The following is a 17,390-nucleotide window of genomic DNA, read 5'->3' on the forward strand; positions in this document are numbered from 1 at the left end:
AATGGAAAAGTCTACGATAACCCTTACCCGAAAAATTCAACTGGTGATTGATGTTTCGTCTGAATATAAAAGCCAAATGTGGGAAAAGCTCTACCGTTATCAGAACCGCTGTTTCCGAGCGGCTAATCTGATTGTTTCCCATCTGTATGTACAGGAAATGATTAAGGATTTCTTTTACCTCACCGAAGAAATTCAATACAAGTTGGTTGATGAAAAAAAGGATGAAATGGGAATCTTCGACCGTTCGAAAACAAACACCACAGCACGGCTTGTCTTTGACCGTTTTAAAGGAGAAATTCCCACCGACATTCTGGGATGTCTGAACAATACTATCCAATCCACTTTTTCAAAAAACAAAGGCGACTACTGGCAGGGATCGCAATCACTGAGAAACTTTAAAATAGACATTCCTATTCCGCTTCCGGTGAAATGCATCAGCAAAATGAAGTATGATGCGGCAAAGAAAGCATTTTGCTTCAATATGTTTGCGATTCCCGTTAAAACCTATTTAGGGAGAGACTTCTCTGATAAACATTTAATCCTAGAGCGCCTTGTAAGAAAAGAGATCAAGCTGTGCAACTCACAAGTCCAGCTGAAAAACGGTAAAATATTTTGGCTGTCTGTCTTTGAGTTTGAAAAGGATGACCATGGTTTAAAACCCGAGATCATTGCTGAAGCTTCTTTGTCTCTGGAACATCCGATTGTGGTAAAAGCAAATAATGCGCGAATGAATATTGGCTCGAAAGAGGAATTTCTATACCGCAGGCTGGCGATCCAGACCAGTAATAAAAGGATTCGAGCCGGAGTGGTTATTCCCGTTCAGGACATGGAACGAAACGGAAACAAAAGGCACTTCACAAAACAGAAAATCTGGAAAACCGTTTTGTCAGTCATCATCTTCATCTATACAGTCGTAAGCTAATTGATTTCTGCATTCGGCAGCAGGCTGGCACATTGATTCTCAAAAATCAAGAAGACAAAATTGGGATTGCAAAAGAACAGGAATTCGTGCTTCGTAACTGGAGCTATTATGAACTACAGACCAAAATAAAATACAAAGCAGAAAAGGCTGGTATCGAATTGATCATCGGATAGCTAAAAATGAGGGTGCTTGTAAACCCGTAGGGTGAGGTTATGAACACTCACTAAATACTCAATAGTATATACAACGGCGTGGGCTTCTTTTTTTTCATTAAAGACAGGTAAGAAAATAGAACAAACTAATGCAGAAAAGAAGAAAATTGTTAAATAGAAGGCCAAATTTCGCAAAACTACTGTTAGGCGAAGTATTTGTTCATCTTATATAAATAATAAATACCATCTTTTTTTGCTTCTTTAATTCTAGAGTATTGTTCAAGTCCAACGTTTAAACTAATCAAACCAGCACTAATTAGTAGGATCATAGAATTTGATATTTGGTCAGAAAAAGTTAGTAAAAGAGGAGAGTAGGATTTTGGGTCTTTTGCTTCTTTGATTAATTCTTGAATAACTTTATATTTAGAATTATTTAATGTATGATTTATATTTTCAATTAGAGGTCGAATTTTTAAATCTGCAATCTTTTGCGCATTCGTGTTAATATAATTATAATCATAATTATTTAGTAAATCGAAAGTTAAATTTTCCATTTTTGATTGAAACTCTGATAATTCATCTTTTGAATTTTCTTTAAATTTTAAGATTTCTTCAGGCGGAAATTTCCCCAAATTAGGGACACCCAATTTAATAGCCTCAAGAGCAAATGTAGGTGTAATGTTGAATTCGTTTTTAAATGCAATTTGAGCATTTTTAAATCTGTCGGTCTTGTTTATTTCTTTAAAAAGATCGTTAACATATTTACTAGAAGTAAAAACATTTTTTCCTTGTTCATAATAGTTAACAAACGTTTTAAAAACTCGAGCATAATAAGATAATAACTGGTTTACATTGTTAGTTTTGTTGAAAAATTTTTCTGAAAGTATTGAAGATTCTTTATTCAGTTGTAAATCATAACTTAATACAACTCTGCCTTTATCGTCTAAAATTTTCTTTTCATTTTGCTTTTTTCCTACGAGTTCTGAATGAAACAGTACAAGGTCATTTATTTGCATGTCGCTGCTTACTGAGCTGATTCCTTTTTCTGGACTTTGTCCAATACTATCTATATCAATTTGATACTTTATATTTTTATTTTTTTCGAACTCTTTTAAGTGTAATAAAAACTTTTCATCAGTAAAATCATTTGTCGAAATTACTTGAGCTTTGACCTTTCCATTTTTGTCAGGTTTAGCATTGGTGGGCGCTACAATATGAAGATGTCTTTGTTCGATAATGTTTATTTGGTCAAAATACAATACTAAAGATTTTATTTCCTCAGTATTATCTTCAAGCATATGTGATATATAGTTTATGGTTTTCATAATATTTCCAGAACATTTTTAGGTTGGCGATAGTGGCGGAAATTGAAGTGAAAAGTCTTAAATTAGCAATACATAAAGCAAAAGCCATTTACTATTGTCAATGATAAAACTTATTTACTTTTCCTATCAAAGTCATTTATAGATTGCATTCTGTTTTCATTCCAAGTATAAACCATTCTTTCAAAGTAATTTAATTCATCTAAAATACTATTTGAAATTTTTGTAAACATTTCGTTATTGAATTTAAAGGCTTCTATCTTAGTAAATGGACCATTTATTGTGTTATTGGAATAGCCATTGTAATCTAAATAAAAGGATGATTTTGCTAACCCAGCCCCGTAAATAGCTTGATACATAATTAACGTTATTCCAAATGAAACTTTAGTGACTTCTTGTGAATCAAAAAATATTGATTTACAAATGATATTTTTAGTTTGCCAATTAATATAATTACGATAAATATATTCGGGTTCTTTCTTTTTAAACATAGCATCAAGCATACTTAAGGTACTAAATACTGATGATACTGGATCCGGCTTAATAATTTCACGTTCTGAACTAAAAACATTATTGATAGAGATAACTTTCTCACTAATACTTTTTTTTACTATACTGTCAGTTAATCTATCTGCAATAGACTCATTGTAAATATTAAAGTTGTCACCTATTTTTATATCATACCCTTTAGCTTGAAATTCGCCAATCCATTTTTGAAATTCAGATTCAAATGTAAGTTTGAGTTCATCAAAAGTTTTTGTTCTTATGTCACTTGGAATTTCAGGGAAATATTCAAATTTATTAATCTTTTCTTTTTTCGTTTTAACATCATTAATTAATTCTTTACTATTTCTAAGATTCTCCCTTCCCTCATTATTATAGGCAAATGGATAATATCCAACTGTTCTACTTTCAATAACCGGTGTCTGCTTAAAATCACTTTCCTTAAGTGTTTCTTTAGCTATATATTCTTGTATTCTATTTGGAGTAAGAATTCCTTCATCGTAAATCTTATCATTGTCTATAGCTTTAATGAAATAATAAGTAAATAACCCGTGCTTTATATCTGAAATTTCTCTAGCTGTTTCATCTTCTGTAGATGCATACATAAACAAAGTCCCAAAACTTTTTGCAATATATCTATCTATAAAATTTTGATTTGCAGTACTTCTTGTTAAAACTTTACCTCCTGACTCGCAAGCATCTATGACGTAACATTGATGTTTAGGTTTTAATTCATTTATTTTGTCAAAGACATCAGAGATTTGTGTAAAACTATCATGAAACTGTAATCCTGAATTTTCAAATTGATATTTCCCATGACCAGCAAAAAAGAAAAATATTGAGTCTTTAGTTGGTATTAAATTATTTCCTATTTGTTTTAATGAATTTTCAAAATGCCCAGTTATATCTTTTGTAGTTTTTACTTCGTCACTTGTTATTAAAAATATATCCTCATTTTTAAATAAACATTTTTCTTCTAATTTTTTTGCAACAGCATTTGCATCATTTACGCAGAAATCAAGGGGATTAATTTCATAATCATTAATACCTATAATAATTGCAAATCTTCTTTCTTGTGTCATGATAATTTAATGTATAGTTTATGGTAATCTTGCCACTAAGTTCCAAATTTACGTACTGAGTCAATCTGATTTATTTAACTTTAGTAAAGCTATTACCACCACTAATATAAAATTTATTTTGATGATCTGATTATTAATTGAATACTTTTTCTCTTCACTATCAATCCTCTCAATCGATTTAAAATTTTTGGATTTTCAACCTTAAAAAAAAGATTCCCAAAGAAAAAAAAACGAGTTCCGAAGTTTTTTCACCCTTTTCGCAGAAAAGGCAAGAGAGTCTTTGGAGGTACAAAATGAAAATTTTGTATATACAAAGACACATCTTGCTATAGAGTTTTCATAAGTCAGAAATTTTATTTAGTCTACCTTAACTTAGACCAGTCGGAGTAGTTGATTTTAATCTAGTTTCGGTCTTTTAATTTTTGGAAGATTAGATAACGAAGAGTTTCCATTAAAGTGTGAAACATCAAGCGTATTCATATTTTTTTCGAGAGTAGCTTGCCAATTCAAAATAGGTCTTCCAATTGAATTTTCCCAATCTGCTTGCTCCCATTTTTGAAATTTTTGAATCAGTAAATCATCCAGCTTTTCTGAATAGTCTTTTAAAGTTTTTGCAAAATCCATAAACTGTTCTAAGTTTGGATATTTTGAAAATAAACTTTTGGTATTATTTTCCGATTCCACAATGGTTTTTAATCCATCAATCGGCTTATGTATTATTTCATAGGTTTTTGGTGTTACTTTTAGCATTGGGTTTCCATTTAAAATAAAACGATTTGGAAAACCCGGATTTCTATTGTAATCTAAAAGTCCTAAAAGTTTGAGCTTATTTTTTGCAGTGATGACCGTTTGCCTGGAAAGACCAAGCTCTCTTGCCATTTGATAGTCTGATAAAACAATTTCTTTTCGTGGATCTTCACATTTGTAGAGGATGAAAGTAAAAACAGCTATAGTATTTGCGCCGATTTTATTTTTCGAATTTAAATCAAACATTTTCTCAAATAAGTTCACAGCAAAAGTTTTTGAATTTCTCATCTCTTAAATACAGATTTATATTGTTTTTGAACTTCTTCGGTTTTCTTAATAAGATATTCATTCAAGTCCTTGAAATCTGAATACAGAACCCGGCAATCTTCTGGATTGTTTGTTTCATTGCGAATGATTTCTACAGCGCGATTTCCTGCTTCATCATTATCAAAATAAAGCTCTACTTTATCATATTTTCCAAGTGAATTTTTAATATTTTGAATCATAGAAACAGAGTTCAAAATGAGATAATCAGACGGTCCTTTTGCCAATTGATTTTCTATAGTTTTAAAAGAAAGAAAGTCGAAAAAGCCCTCAAAAATCCGAAGGGAATCGGAACCGTTTTTGATTGTTGAAATATCTTTTTTACCCAGGCATATTTTTGAATATTTATTGCGAATTTCATAAACATCAGAATCGTTTTTAAAACCAATTCCGAAATAGTTTTTGTCATTCATTCGGTAATGAATTTCATTTAAATATTCGGCTTGGCTTTGCACTTTTCTTTCATTCAAATATTCCAGAAGTGCCGGATGCTGAACATTTTTTATTTCTATTATCTCATACGTTTTAGGAAGATTCTCAAATTTCTGATAGGGAACATTTTGATTTTGAAAAGAAGAAAAATTTTGGCTGTCTGCCCAGTTCAAAACTCCATTAATGGAAGTATTCAGGTATTTCTTCATAAAGTCTGTGTTATTTCCACCAATTCCTTCTGAAAAGAGATACCAATAGTTTAGGCTTTTATTAATTTTAAAAGAGGCCTGCGATTCGCTGGCAAAGGGGTTAAGATACCAGGCTTCTTTTTCATTTTGTTTCGTAGGAAGGTGTCCGAGAGAAAGCAGGACTTCTTCCAACGATATGCTGTTGAATTGTTTACAGTTCATAAATTGTATTTTTGTGTTTTGTTTATAAAGTTTTTTTAATTCGCCTACCTTATTACCTATGCCTTTATTCATCGAAATTTCTACGGATTTTACGTCCTACCTTTTATTACTTGGTTACCTTCATTTATTTCAGGTAATTAGGTAAGCTTAATTTATTCAGTTACCTTATCGTAAACTTTTTGTAAATGATAGTTTCCGAAGTTTTCAGGTAAGAGGTAAGCTTAATTTTATTCAGTTACCTTATCGTAAACTTTTTGTAAATGATGGTTTCCGAAGTTTTCAGGTAAGAGGTAAGCTTAATTTTATTCAGTTACCTTATCGTAAACTTTTTGTAAATGATGGTTTCCGAAGTTTTCAGGTAAGAGGTAAGCTTAATTTTATTCAGTTACCTTATCGTAAACTTTTTGTAAATGATGGTTTCCGAAGTTTTCAGGTAAGAGGTAAGTAATTTTAGATTATATCATTCGTCAATTTTTCTTCGAATCAAATATCCATAGACTTGTCTTTTGGGATGTTTTATTCTTTCGTAGTTCATTGCGGTCAAGGCTTTACCAATTTTTATGATGTTCAGCCGTACACCAAGCGCATTGTTCATCGCAAGCATAATGTCCGAAGGCGTCAAAAATTCACTTTGTAGTTTGGATTTTTCGAAATGACTAAGGATAATTTCCTGTTCCAGGGATACTTGTTTGAATTTTTCATTCCGATTTTCATTTTCCTGGATATCTTCAGCGGTGAGTTCCGGATTGTAATTTTTTCTTTCAAAAGCATTATAGTATGCCTGTGACCAAACTTTTTCAATATTGATTTCCTTTGAATAATCGAAATCAATCTCCAAAACTTCAAAAATCTGCCAACATACACTTCCGGTTTCATCAGTTAAAAAATCCGACCGGTTAGTAGAACCACAAAATGAAGCCGTCCTGTGCATCAATGATGATTTGCGATCGTAAGGCAAACGTGCATTGACGGTATTTTTTGAAATGAAAGACTTAAGAATATTGACATCCGTTTTTGACATTACCGAAAGCTCATCAATATTGACCAGAAGGTTTTTGCATAAAGAAATTAAGCCGTCCTTATCAACACCAATGTCTTCTGTATAATATTGTTCAAGATTTGCAGGAATGAGAAATCGCAGAAAACTTGTCTTTCCACTATTTTGCTTAGTATTGAACAGAACAAAACACTGTTTGTTGATGTAGCCAGGCTTCAACGCACAAATTACAGTCCTGGTTATCCACTTCTCGAAATATTTTTGGAAGGATTTATCATCGGTCGTCTTTACATAACTGCAAAGCTTACTGATATGGTTATCGTTGTCCCAATTTTCCAATTTTTCGAAATATTCTCGAATCGGATTGTACTGCTGGATTAAATGACTTCTGACCAGAATCTCCAATTTACTAATCGGAATATCAATTCCGGATCTGACAAGTTCTATAAATAAAGAATTTAAATTGAGTGCTGACCATTTTTTATCCGAAACAAGTTTAATTTCAAGCTCAAGAGAGATTGTATTGAATCTAATTGAATATTTTGAATTCAAGTAATTAATCGCTCTGTCGAATATGGTTTTCGTTTCTGTCTCGATTTGATACAGAATTTTATTCTCTTCCATAAAGCATTCTTGATTTTGGAAGGAGTCGCAAATAATTTTTATATTTGCTCTTTACTCCCAGTAAAACAAACATTTAAACCTAACTATGGCAGTAGTTAGGTTTTATTTTTTGCGTAAAGAAAATTCTATTGCTTCTTGTTGGATCTCGTCATTTGATTTATGACTGTTTTTCAACAGCCATTCGTCAATCTTTTTTCGTTCAAAGAATAGAATTTTTCCGGAAGGTTTTGAAAATGGGATAGAGTTGGTATGAACCAATTTGTAGATATAGGATTTCTTAAATCCTGTATAATCTGAAAGCTCTTCTACATTTAGAATTGCTTTTAGTCCGAAAATATGCTTTTCAATTCGGTTGAGCTTATGAATGATGATTTCATTATTTTCCATGTGTTTCTTTTAATTGATTTAACGAAACAAAAGTCAACAATAATAACCATAAATAAAAGATTATCAGTAGCTTGTGGGCTAAATAAGACTACTCTGGATTGATTTTATCTGTCAAAAGATTAAAAAAGATTAATCTGGATTAAATAGCGATTTTCATTGAGTTTAAAAATAGAAAACGGATTTTCATAACTCGATATTTAATTCCGGAATAATCTCAGCAGCTTCTTTCATTTTGCTATCCACAATTTTTGCGTAAATCTGTGTTGTTCTTAATTCCCGATGTCCCAGTCTTTTGGAAACCGTGTAAATATCTGCACCGTTTTCTAACAAAAGAACGGCGTTCGTATGTCTGGCTGAGTGAAAAGTAATATGCTTAGGAACGGCAGCACGATTGCACCAGCGAATAATTTCACTATTGTAGGTCATTCCATATTTCAATCCTTTGAAAACTCTTTCCTGCGGATCTTGTCTTTCGCCCAGCAATTCTCTGGCTTGTTTTGAAATATAAAGATATTCTACACCCTCAGTTTTTTCTTGTCGGAAATTGACTCTGGAAACATCACCTTCATCACGAACTTCTTTCCAGGTCAAAGTATTAATATCCGACCAACGTAGTCCTGATAAACACGAAAAAAGAAATGCTTTTTTCAAAACCGGGTATTTGCATTCCGCTTTTGCTAAACGTTGCAATTCATCAAAAATCAGATATTCTCTTTGGCTTTCAGCTTGTTCGAAGGATTTGACTTTTGATGCATAATTAATCGTCAAATATCCATTATCGAAAGCACTCCGTAGAGCAGCTTTAAACTTGTTGAAATATGAATATTTTGAGTTTTGAGAAAGTGGCAGCTCACTTTTAGTAAGAGCATCTTTTTCAAAATATCGGTGAACTTTCTTGACGAAGCTTTCATCAATTTCTTCGAATGTCATATTTTTTGGAACAATCTTTTTGAGATGTTGCAGCGTAGAAAACCAGTTACCATAATTATTAGAAGTATCTTGCTTTTGCTTTTCTTCTGTCAGTTCAGCAAAATAATTTAGAAATATTCTTTTGGATTTTGCAGTGTTTTTTAATTCAAATCTCCCTTGCGCATATTCAGCCTTTCTAATTGCAAGTACGTTTTCTGCAAATTCTAAAGCTTCTTTATTTTCCTTTTTCTCCTTTGCTGTTTTTGGATCTGAAATTAAATAAGAATCTAGATTTTCGAAAGTCCTCAGATGTTTCCTTTTTCCGTCTTCAGTAATTTCGGAACCACGATAAAACTCAATCGACAGACTGATTCTTCCATCTTTCAATTTTCTTTGACTAAGTGATATTTTCATAACTTTGGATTTGTACTACTTTGTACTACTTTTCACTATTTTGATAGTCCGAAGTGGTACAGAAGTAGTACAAATATATAAATAAACTCCAAAAAGAGAAAATAAAATTTTTATAAATGATTGATAATCAAACAAAAGAAATAAAAAGAAAACAAAGAAAAGCTAAATTATTTCCCGATACAAAACTTCGAAAAAATATTCCCCAAAACCTCATCATTTGTGACTTCGCCCGAAATTTCACCAAGATGTTCCAGTGCGTTTCGTAATTCGTAAGCTAAAAGCTCGGTGGAAATTTGGAAAGTAATTGCTTCTTTTACTTTTTGTACGGCTTCCAAAGATTTCTGTAGTGCTTCAAAATGGCGCTGATTGGTAATCACAACATTGTTTTCAGAAGCTTTTAACTGTTCTACGTAAGAAGACAATTCATTTTTAAGATCCTGAATATTCTGATTTTCAACAGCAGAAATTTTAATAAAATCAAATTCCTGAGATATTGCATTTCTGAAAATATCTTCAACTTTTTCATATGTTACAGGAAAAACCTCATCAATTTTTGTTGCACAAATAATCAGTTTCAGATCATCTCTTTGCAGAGACTGGATCATTTCAATGTCTTCGGAAAAATCTTCTGTTGCAGCATCGGCTAAATAAACCAGTATATTGGCATTTTCTACTTTTTCTTTGGCTTTTTTCACACCAATTGCTTCAATTTCATCCATTGTTTCACGCAATCCTGCCGTATCAATTAATCGGAAAGCATGACCTTTTATATGAAGAATCTCCTCTATCGTGTCTCTCGTTGTTCCGGCGATGTTGCTTACAATCGCTCTTTCTTCCTTTAGCAAAGCATTTAAAAGGGTAGATTTTCCGGCATTCGGTTTTCCGATAATGGCAACCGCAGTTCCGTTTTTGATGGCATTTCCGTACCGGAAACTTTCAATAAGGGAATTTAACTTTATTTCGATCTTATTTAAAAGCTCAACCAAAGCCGACCGGTCTGCAAATTCTACATCTTCTTCTGCAAAATCAAGCTCTAATTCAATCAATGAAACAAAATTCAGCAAATCGGTTCTCAGGAAAGAAATTTCGTTCGTAATTCCTCCTTTCAACTGATTAATTGCCACTTTCCTCGAAGCTTCATTTTCAGACGCAATAACATCGGCAATCGCCTCAGCCTGAGAAAGATCAATTCTTCCGTTGATGAAAGCACGAAGCGTAAATTCTCCGGCTTTTGCCATTCTTGCGCCGTTTTTAATCAGCGTTTCAAGAATACGTTTCCCAATGTGCGGAGAGCCATGAAAGGCTATTTCCACAGAATTTTCCGTGGTAAAACTTTTCGGAGCCAGAAAAATAGAAAGCATCACTTCATCAATCGCTTCTTCCCCGTCCATAAAATATCCGTAATGAATGGTGTGAGACTTCTGTTTGGCCAAATTTTTCGCCGGAAAAGACTTTTGCACAACAGCTAAAGCTTCAACTCCCGAAACTCTTATAATTCCTAAAGCACCTACTCCATTGGCAGTTGCCAACGCACAAATGGTATCGTTATTCATGCTGCAAATTTACGGTTTTTAACCGCAAACAAAAATATCCTTTATCTATTGTCATGATATTCGGTTGCTTTTTTCCAAGTTAAAATACAAAGCAATATTTTCAAAAAGTACCTCATTTAGTTCTAAAACGATATTCAAAATCGTCACTTCTGTTTTTTTGCTAACAGTCTTATTTGTTCAAGCCATATCTTGCGCTGCTTTATATCCGAAGTTTTAATAATTCCGATATAAGTAACATTTACAGGCTTTACTCCACAAAATTCCAATACAGATTTTCTAAGCTGATTCACGCTCGGTCTGCCAAAGAAAAAACGATAATATAAACCCGGCTGATCTAATGTTGTGATGATGTGAGCCGTTTCTCCTTTCAGCAGTTTGTCCCACCAAACAGAATTTTCTCTGTATTTGAATGCAAAACCAGGCAGAAAAAGTCTGTCGATAAAACCCTTCGTTATTGCCGGTAAACCTCCCCACCAAACCGGATGAATCCAGACCAGATGATCCGCCCATTGTATTTTTTCCCAGGCTTTCACCAAATCAGGCTCCAGCTCCATTCTTTTCTGATACCCAAACTGTAGATTCGGATTGAAATTTAAATCTGCAATAACGATTTCCTTAACTTCCGCTCCAGACTGCAAAGCTCCGTCCTGATAAGCTTTTGCTATCCCAAAATTGAAAGAATCTTTGTTAGGATGACCGTTAATAATCAATATCTTTTTCATTCTGTTATTTTTATATGAATGGTTTCATAGGCATTGAGAGATTGGAATAATGAAGAATTCTGATATAAATGATGACTAAAATAAATTTTGTTTTCATAAGAATTTTTCAGCAAATGCTCTACATGCAAAACAGCGGATAAGGCTGTTAATTCAGCCTGCCCTTTCGTACTTTGCAGACTTATTTTCTTAGATCCTTCATGGGTTTTAATAACAATTTCGAAAACCGACTGATCGCCGTTTCCGCTGGAGCCGAAAATCATTTTTCTTTCCTTTAAAGATAAAATATTGTACAGTCTTATTTTTTGAAATGCTCCCAATAACCAGGTGATAAATTTTGAATTGTAAGTCATCTTAACACTTACGTTCGGTATTTTTTCAATCTGATTTAAAATGTATAAATCAGGAACATCAAAATTATAAGCCTGTCTTGTTCCGATTCCGAAAGAAAACCTGAATGGTTCGGCATCCAGAAAATGTTTGATAGAAACCGGTTTATTATTTTGATATTTAAAGAAAGGCTTAGCTACATTTTCAGCCATAAAATGAGCCGAACTTTCTCCCGCAAGATCCTTCACAGAATAGTAAACGAAAAGCTTTGCTTCATCAATATCATCAATACTATCAGAAAATTCGTTGATTAATCCACTTACAATTCCACCCATCCAGCCGGAGCTGAAAACAATTCTGCTGTTTATCGTGTGTTTTTTAGCAAAATCATAGGCTTGCACAAGATCCGGAGTCGGTTTCGTAATATCCAGATAATCTATCTTGTTTTCAATGGCAAAACGGAGAACATGATCTTCCTTATCATTCACAGAAAGTATGATCACGTCTATTTTTTTATCAATAATTACTTGAAATGTGTGAGGTTTGGTAACATCAATTATTAAATCATTGTCCGTCTTTCCCTGTTTCCTGCCTCCGATGAAAATAGCAGCCTGCGGATTTCTTGATGCAAAAATTCTTGCGATGGTTTTTCCGACCGTTCCGTTTCCGCCAATAATTAAAATGTTTGACTTCATATAATTTTTTTACAAAACTATAAAGGCGGTACTTCAAGGTGTAGGACAAATGTCTAAAAAGTAATTTCTTTTCTGATTCTGCTTAAATGTCTTTGTGTAATTCCTAAATAAGAAGCCAGATACTGCAACGGAATATTCTGAATATACTCCGGCTGATCGTTTAGTAAAACAGAATATCTCTGTGTCGCATTATCTCTCTGTAACTGAAAAAAGCGTTTTTCCAATTCGAGATACTCCTGTTCGGCGATTGTCTTTAAAAATTTCATCCAATTCGGATGAATCTGAACTAATTCTTCTACTTTATCTTTCTTTAAAATCAACAAATCGGCATCTGAAATCGCCTGCATTGTCTCTACACTTGGTGTACCGGAAATAAATGATGAGTAAGAAGCCATAAGATCATTTGGAAATCTAAAGCAGTAGGTTATATCTTTTCCTTCGTCGGAAATATAATAAGAACGGAAAATGCCGGTTTCTATAAATGCAATCTCTCTGCATTTTTCGCCTTCTCTTATAAAAATTTCGTTTTTGTTGAGTTTCCGGACTTCAAAAAGCCTTAAAAATTCTTCAATTTCCTGTTCTGAAAATATATTGAAACTGCGAAAGAAATCCTTTACCATTTGAGACTGAATATGATTTTCCGGTAAAAGTAAGCAAAAGATACAGTCTTAAATAAAAAAATCACCTCAAGGAATGAGATGATTACCTGCTTTGAATTTACTATATGAAGATATGAATGATGTCTTTTTGTTGATACAAAGATAAATTAAGTTTCATTTTAATTTTTCAGGATAAACCCTAAAAATACCTCCGTAAAAATACGGTAATACAAAAAAACCGTCCTGCAAATACTTGCAGGACGGTTTTTGAATCTGTTTATTTTTTTTACAAAGGACTTACCAGTTCAAGGAACCAGTTTTTGACTTCTCCTTCTAAATATGGCGCAATTTTGTCTTCACATGTTTTGTGATAAGCATTCAGCCAGTTGATTTCTTCTTCAGAAAGAATTTCTTTCACAATGGTATCTTTAAAGAACGGACAAAATGTTAAAGTCTCAAATTCGTAGAAAGTACCGTGAATGGTGGTTTCAGATTCTTTTACGGCAATCAGGTTTTCATGACGGATTCCGTATTCTCCTTCAAGATAATACCCCGGTTCGTTTGAGCAGACCATTCCTACCAATAATTCCTGCGGATTCATATCTTTTCTGATGTTTTGCGGACCTTCGTGAACGTTCATAAAGCTTCCTACTCCATGTCCGGTTCCGTGGTTGTAATCTTTACCTTCCATCCAAAGCGGAAGTCTTGCAATCGCATCCAACTGAACCCCTCTTGTTCCCTTCGGGAATTTCACCATGGAAAGACGGATCAAACCCTGTAAAACCAACGTAGAATTTCTTTTGAATTCTTCAGAAACCGCTCCTAAAGCTAAAGTTCTAGTAATATCGGTCGTCCCTTCAAGATACTGACCTCCGGAATCTACCAGAATACTTGCATCATTGGTAACTTCTTTGCTTCCTTCGCTTTTTGCAGAATAATGCATGATGGCTCCGTTGTCTTTGTATCCAACAATGCTTCCGAAACTTTCGCCTACGAAATTCTCTCCTTCTGCACGGAAACCTCTCAGTTTTTCACCAATAGAATATTCGTTCATGGCTTCTTTTCCGGCGTTGTGAGTCAGCCAGTACAAGAATTTCACCATTGCAACGCCATCTCTTACCATTACTTTTCTGAAACCTTCAAGTTCGGTCTCGTTTTTCTGGGCTTTCATCAGATTTCCAGGAACCGGAGCTTTGATGAAATCGTTTTCAGATTTCAAAGCTTCAAAAATCGACTGGTTGCTGTTTGGAGAAACGAGAACTTTTTCGTTTTTAAATTCTTTCAGGCAATTGTAGAATTCTTCATAAGGCATCATTTTCACCCATGCTTCGTCCAGTTGTCTTCTGGCTTCTACTTCAAGTTTATCCAAATCTGTGAATAATTTCGCATCGTTTTTGGTGATGACGATATAGCCTAAAAACACAGGATTGCTTTCTACATCGCTTCCTCTTAAATTCAGCGTCCATGCTACATCATCCAAGCTTGAAATGATATGTACCGTTGCCTCAATATCTTCCATTTTCTGGCGTATTGCAGCAATTTTATCCACAACGGATTTCCCTGCTCTTTCTACAGGATGTACATATATCGGATTTTTAGAAGGCGTTCCTCTGTCTTTCCAGATTTCTTTCAGTAAAGGAAGGTCTTCAAGGGTAATATTTTTTGCACTTAACTTCTGTGTTAAAAGTTCCCAGTTGGCGTGAGAAGTTGCCAAAGCATTTACCGCTACTTTCCCGTTTGAAGGAATTTCGGAAATGATCCAGTCGATATAATGAGGTGTTCCCTCCATTCCGTCTTTGAAAAGATCGATTCCTGAACCAGCCAGCTCGATCGGAGCCTGTGTAAAATATCTTCCGTCTGTCCAGAGTCCCGCTTTATCTTTGGTAACTACCACAAAACCTGCAGAACCCAGAAATCCCGATAGCCATGCTCTCTCCTGCCATTCTTCCGGAAGATATTCGCTCATGTGAGGATCTGCGGAATATACTATAAATGCATCAACATTATTTTTCTGCATTTCTTCACGAAGCGCAGCTACTTTTTCCTTTGAAGTCATTTTATCTTAATTTTTTAAAGAGGTGAAGTTACGATTTTTTTGAGTTTTGAAGATGAAATTATTGTTGTTTTTAAACCGTTTCTGCATGATTGAACGTTTTTCTGTTCCATGTTATTCTTGATTTCCTGAAATGGCAAATATTTGTGGAACAGTAAACATCCTAGCCCGGATTGCAGCATTTGTCTGAGCTCGTTTCTTGATTTTTGGATTTGCGGCGGCTTCGCCGCCGCAAATCCAAAAATCAAGAAACAGCGAGTGCGGAAAGCCGGAAAAAGCTCCTAAAAAAAATCCTTTTAATGATGATAAAAAATCAGAAATTTCGAATTACGGATAAGAAAACGATAATATTTAGATACCACAAAAATCAATTGTTGTTAAAATTTAACATTTTGGAAAGGTTATTGCTTACTTACAAAATATGGAAAGTCAGAATTACAAAAATCACAGGAAATTTTATCCGCCGCATCATTTCATCTATCTTCCATTGCTCTTGGGATTGGAGATATTCGGAGTTTATAAAATCTTTAAAGATGAAACCAACCAACTGATCTGGATTTTGTTTTCCGCTGTTATCTTTCTTCTTTTCTACCTTGCCATTATGCTGAGACAGCATTATGCGCTGGTTCTTCAGAACCGATTGGTTCGGTTAGAATTTAAACAGAGGTATTACGAACTTTTCCAGCAGAGGTCTGATGAGGTTGAAAGCAGACTGAAATTTGACCAGATCGCTGCATTGAGATTTTCTTACGACGATGAATTTAAAGAACTTCTTTACAAAGCACTGAATGATAATATTTCGGGCGATGAGATCAAACGGTCTATAAAAAAATGGCGACCGGATCATCACAGAGTATAAAATAACAAACACCAAATAATAAATTAATCATGAAAAAATGGAGCTTATACAGCATGACCGCATTGTGTCTGCTGACTTTAACAAGCTGCGAAGCAGTAGAAACGATCTTTAAAGCAGGAATGTGGTGGGGAATTATCGTAGTAGTCGCCGTAATAGCTATTATCTTATGGCTGTTTTCAAGGGGTAGGAACTCTTAACCAAATCATCGTATGGAAAATTCAGACCTAGAACTCATCTCACATCTGAAGCCTTCGAAGATCGTAAAAATTATGAAAGATCCGGTAGCCTCTGCAAAGGCGGTACATCTTATATATACCACCGATGCAGAAACGGCCGGAATTACCCGGAAGAAGACCGGAAAAAAATATTCTTACTACAGAGATGGCGAAAAGATCAGGGATAAAGAAGAAATCACAAGAATTAACAAACTGGTAATTCCTCCGGCTTGGGAAAATGTATGGATCTGTGCGCTGGACAACGGACATCTTCAGGCGACAGGTTTCGATGTTAAAAAACGAAAACAATACCGTTATCATCCGCTTTGGAGTGCCCTGAGAAATCACACAAAGTTTTACAGAATGCTTCAGTTCGGGTATGCTTTACCGGATATCCGTCTTCAGGTGGAGAAAGATTTAGCCTTAAGAAATTTTGAAAAAAGAAAGATTCTTGCACTGATCGTAAGTTTAATGCAGAGAACCAACATAAGAATTGGCAATAATGCGTATGAAAAATTGTATGGTTCTTTCGGTTTAACGACTTTAAAGGAGAAACATGTTCAGGTTAAAGGACAGAAAATAACTTTTCATTTTAAAGGAAAAAAAGGCGTAATGCATGATATTGATCTGAAAAGCAGAAGGCTTTCCAGACTTGTACAGAAATGCAAAGACATTCCCGGAAGAGAGCTTTTTCAGTATATTGATGATGAAGGAAACCGCCATACTGTAGACTCCGGAATGGTAAACGACTATATTAAAGAAATCAGCGGTGAAGATTTTACGGCGAAAGATTTCAGAACGTGGTCGGGAACCGTAAATGCTCTGATTGCTTTTAAGGAAATCGGCTATGCAGAAACCCATACAGAATACAAGAAAAAAGTGAAAGAAGCCCTTGAAATAGTTGCTTCCCATCTTGGAAATACAAGTACGGTATGCAGAAAATATTATGTACATCCTTTGGTTATTAATCTGTATGAAAACAACACCATCAAAAAGTATCTTGATGAGCTTGAACAAATAGAGGAAAATGATGGTAAAGCAGATCTCACTCAGGAAGAAAAATTAGTTTTAAAAATTTTAGAAACTGAGAAAATGTAGGGAATTAAAAATTATTTTGAAAGCAGCGCGCAAATAATAATTT

At 34.1% G+C, this 17,390-nt stretch carries 16 protein-coding genes; 4 read left to right on the plus strand and 12 right to left on the minus strand.

What is annotated here, in order from left to right; all coding sequences use genetic code 11:
* Position 1 precedes the first annotated feature (1 nt).
* Positions 2 to 922, plus strand: coding sequence for a hypothetical protein (locus tag KKI44_RS06410; RefSeq protein ID WP_317195194.1), 921 nt, complete (start codon positions 2 to 4; stop codon positions 920 to 922).
* Positions 923 to 1,277: 355 nt separating this feature from the next.
* On the opposite strand, the gene KKI44_RS06415 is transcribed toward KKI44_RS06410, so the two are convergent.
* From KKI44_RS06415 to KKI44_RS06470, 12 genes are all read right to left on the minus strand, one after another.
* Entirely contained in the window at positions 1,278 to 2,399 is a 1,122-nt protein-coding gene (locus tag KKI44_RS06415) for a hypothetical protein (protein WP_214590359.1), read from the minus strand.
* A gap of 110 nt (positions 2,400 to 2,509) precedes the next feature.
* Positions 2,510 to 3,982 carry a caspase domain-containing protein gene (locus KKI44_RS06420; protein WP_214590360.1) on the minus strand — a complete coding sequence of 491 codons (1,473 nt, stop codon included), beginning with the start codon at positions 3,980 to 3,982 and terminating at the stop codon, positions 2,510 to 2,512.
* A 396-nt stretch (positions 3,983 to 4,378) separates the two neighbouring features.
* A complete protein-coding gene (locus tag KKI44_RS06425) occupies positions 4,379 to 5,017 on the minus strand; it encodes a hypothetical protein (RefSeq protein WP_214590361.1) in 639 nt (212 codons plus the stop codon).
* Positions 5,014 to 5,895 (minus strand): toprim domain-containing protein, encoded by an 882-nt coding sequence (locus tag KKI44_RS06430; protein WP_214590362.1) that lies wholly within the window; start codon positions 5,893 to 5,895, stop codon positions 5,014 to 5,016. The genes KKI44_RS06425 and KKI44_RS06430 overlap by 4 nt, the downstream gene beginning before the upstream one ends.
* A 460-nt stretch (positions 5,896 to 6,355) precedes the next feature.
* On the minus strand, positions 6,356 to 7,516 hold the full coding sequence (locus KKI44_RS06435) for a virulence-associated E family protein (protein WP_214590363.1): 1,161 nt from the start codon (positions 7,514 to 7,516) through the stop codon (positions 6,356 to 6,358).
* A gap of 102 nt (positions 7,517 to 7,618) precedes the next feature.
* Complete coding sequence (locus tag KKI44_RS06440) at positions 7,619 to 7,903, minus strand: helix-turn-helix transcriptional regulator (RefSeq protein ID WP_027374281.1); 285 nt, start codon at positions 7,901 to 7,903, stop codon at positions 7,619 to 7,621.
* Between the two features lie 183 nt (positions 7,904 to 8,086).
* Entirely contained in the window at positions 8,087 to 9,226 is a 1,140-nt protein-coding gene (locus KKI44_RS06445) for a site-specific integrase (protein WP_214590364.1), read from the minus strand.
* Positions 9,227 to 9,393: 167 nt separating this feature from the next.
* Positions 9,394 to 10,779, minus strand: coding sequence for a tRNA uridine-5-carboxymethylaminomethyl(34) synthesis GTPase MnmE (gene mnmE / locus KKI44_RS06450; protein ID WP_214590365.1), 1,386 nt, complete (start codon positions 10,777 to 10,779; stop codon positions 9,394 to 9,396).
* Positions 10,780 to 10,922: 143 nt separating this feature from the next.
* Entirely contained in the window at positions 10,923 to 11,501 is a 579-nt protein-coding gene (locus KKI44_RS06455) for an NAD(P)H-dependent oxidoreductase (protein ID WP_214590366.1), read from the minus strand.
* Positions 11,498 to 12,523, minus strand: coding sequence for a saccharopine dehydrogenase (locus KKI44_RS06460; protein WP_214590367.1), 1,026 nt, complete (start codon positions 12,521 to 12,523; stop codon positions 11,498 to 11,500). Before KKI44_RS06460 ends, KKI44_RS06455 begins: the two co-directional genes overlap by 4 nt.
* 53 nt (positions 12,524 to 12,576) lie before the next feature.
* Complete coding sequence (locus KKI44_RS06465) at positions 12,577 to 13,143, minus strand: Crp/Fnr family transcriptional regulator (RefSeq protein ID WP_076394791.1); 567 nt, start codon at positions 13,141 to 13,143, stop codon at positions 12,577 to 12,579.
* Between the two features lie 265 nt (positions 13,144 to 13,408).
* Positions 13,409 to 15,178 (minus strand): aminopeptidase P family protein, encoded by a 1,770-nt coding sequence (locus tag KKI44_RS06470; RefSeq protein WP_214590368.1) that lies wholly within the window; start codon positions 15,176 to 15,178, stop codon positions 13,409 to 13,411.
* A 418-nt stretch (positions 15,179 to 15,596) separates the two neighbouring features.
* Here KKI44_RS06470 and KKI44_RS06475 point away from each other — a divergent pair, with 418 nt between their 5' ends.
* From KKI44_RS06475 to KKI44_RS06485, 3 genes are read left to right on the plus strand one after another with little or no spacing between them, the layout of a single operon-like run.
* A complete protein-coding gene (locus KKI44_RS06475; RefSeq protein ID WP_214590369.1) occupies positions 15,597 to 16,034 on the plus strand; it encodes a DUF6526 family protein in 438 nt (145 codons plus the stop codon).
* 29 nt (positions 16,035 to 16,063) lie between these two features.
* Positions 16,064 to 16,231, plus strand: coding sequence for a phosphatidate cytidylyltransferase (locus tag KKI44_RS06480; RefSeq protein ID WP_214590370.1), 168 nt, complete (start codon positions 16,064 to 16,066; stop codon positions 16,229 to 16,231).
* 12 nt (positions 16,232 to 16,243) lie between these two features.
* On the plus strand, positions 16,244 to 17,347 hold the full coding sequence (locus tag KKI44_RS06485; RefSeq protein WP_214590371.1) for a DNA topoisomerase IB: 1,104 nt from the start codon (positions 16,244 to 16,246) through the stop codon (positions 17,345 to 17,347).
* Positions 17,348 to 17,390 lie beyond the last annotated feature (43 nt).

The organism is Chryseobacterium sp. ZHDP1 (assembly GCF_018603435.1).
GTDB classification, from domain to species: Bacteria; Bacteroidota; Bacteroidia; order Flavobacteriales; family Weeksellaceae; genus Chryseobacterium; species Chryseobacterium indicum.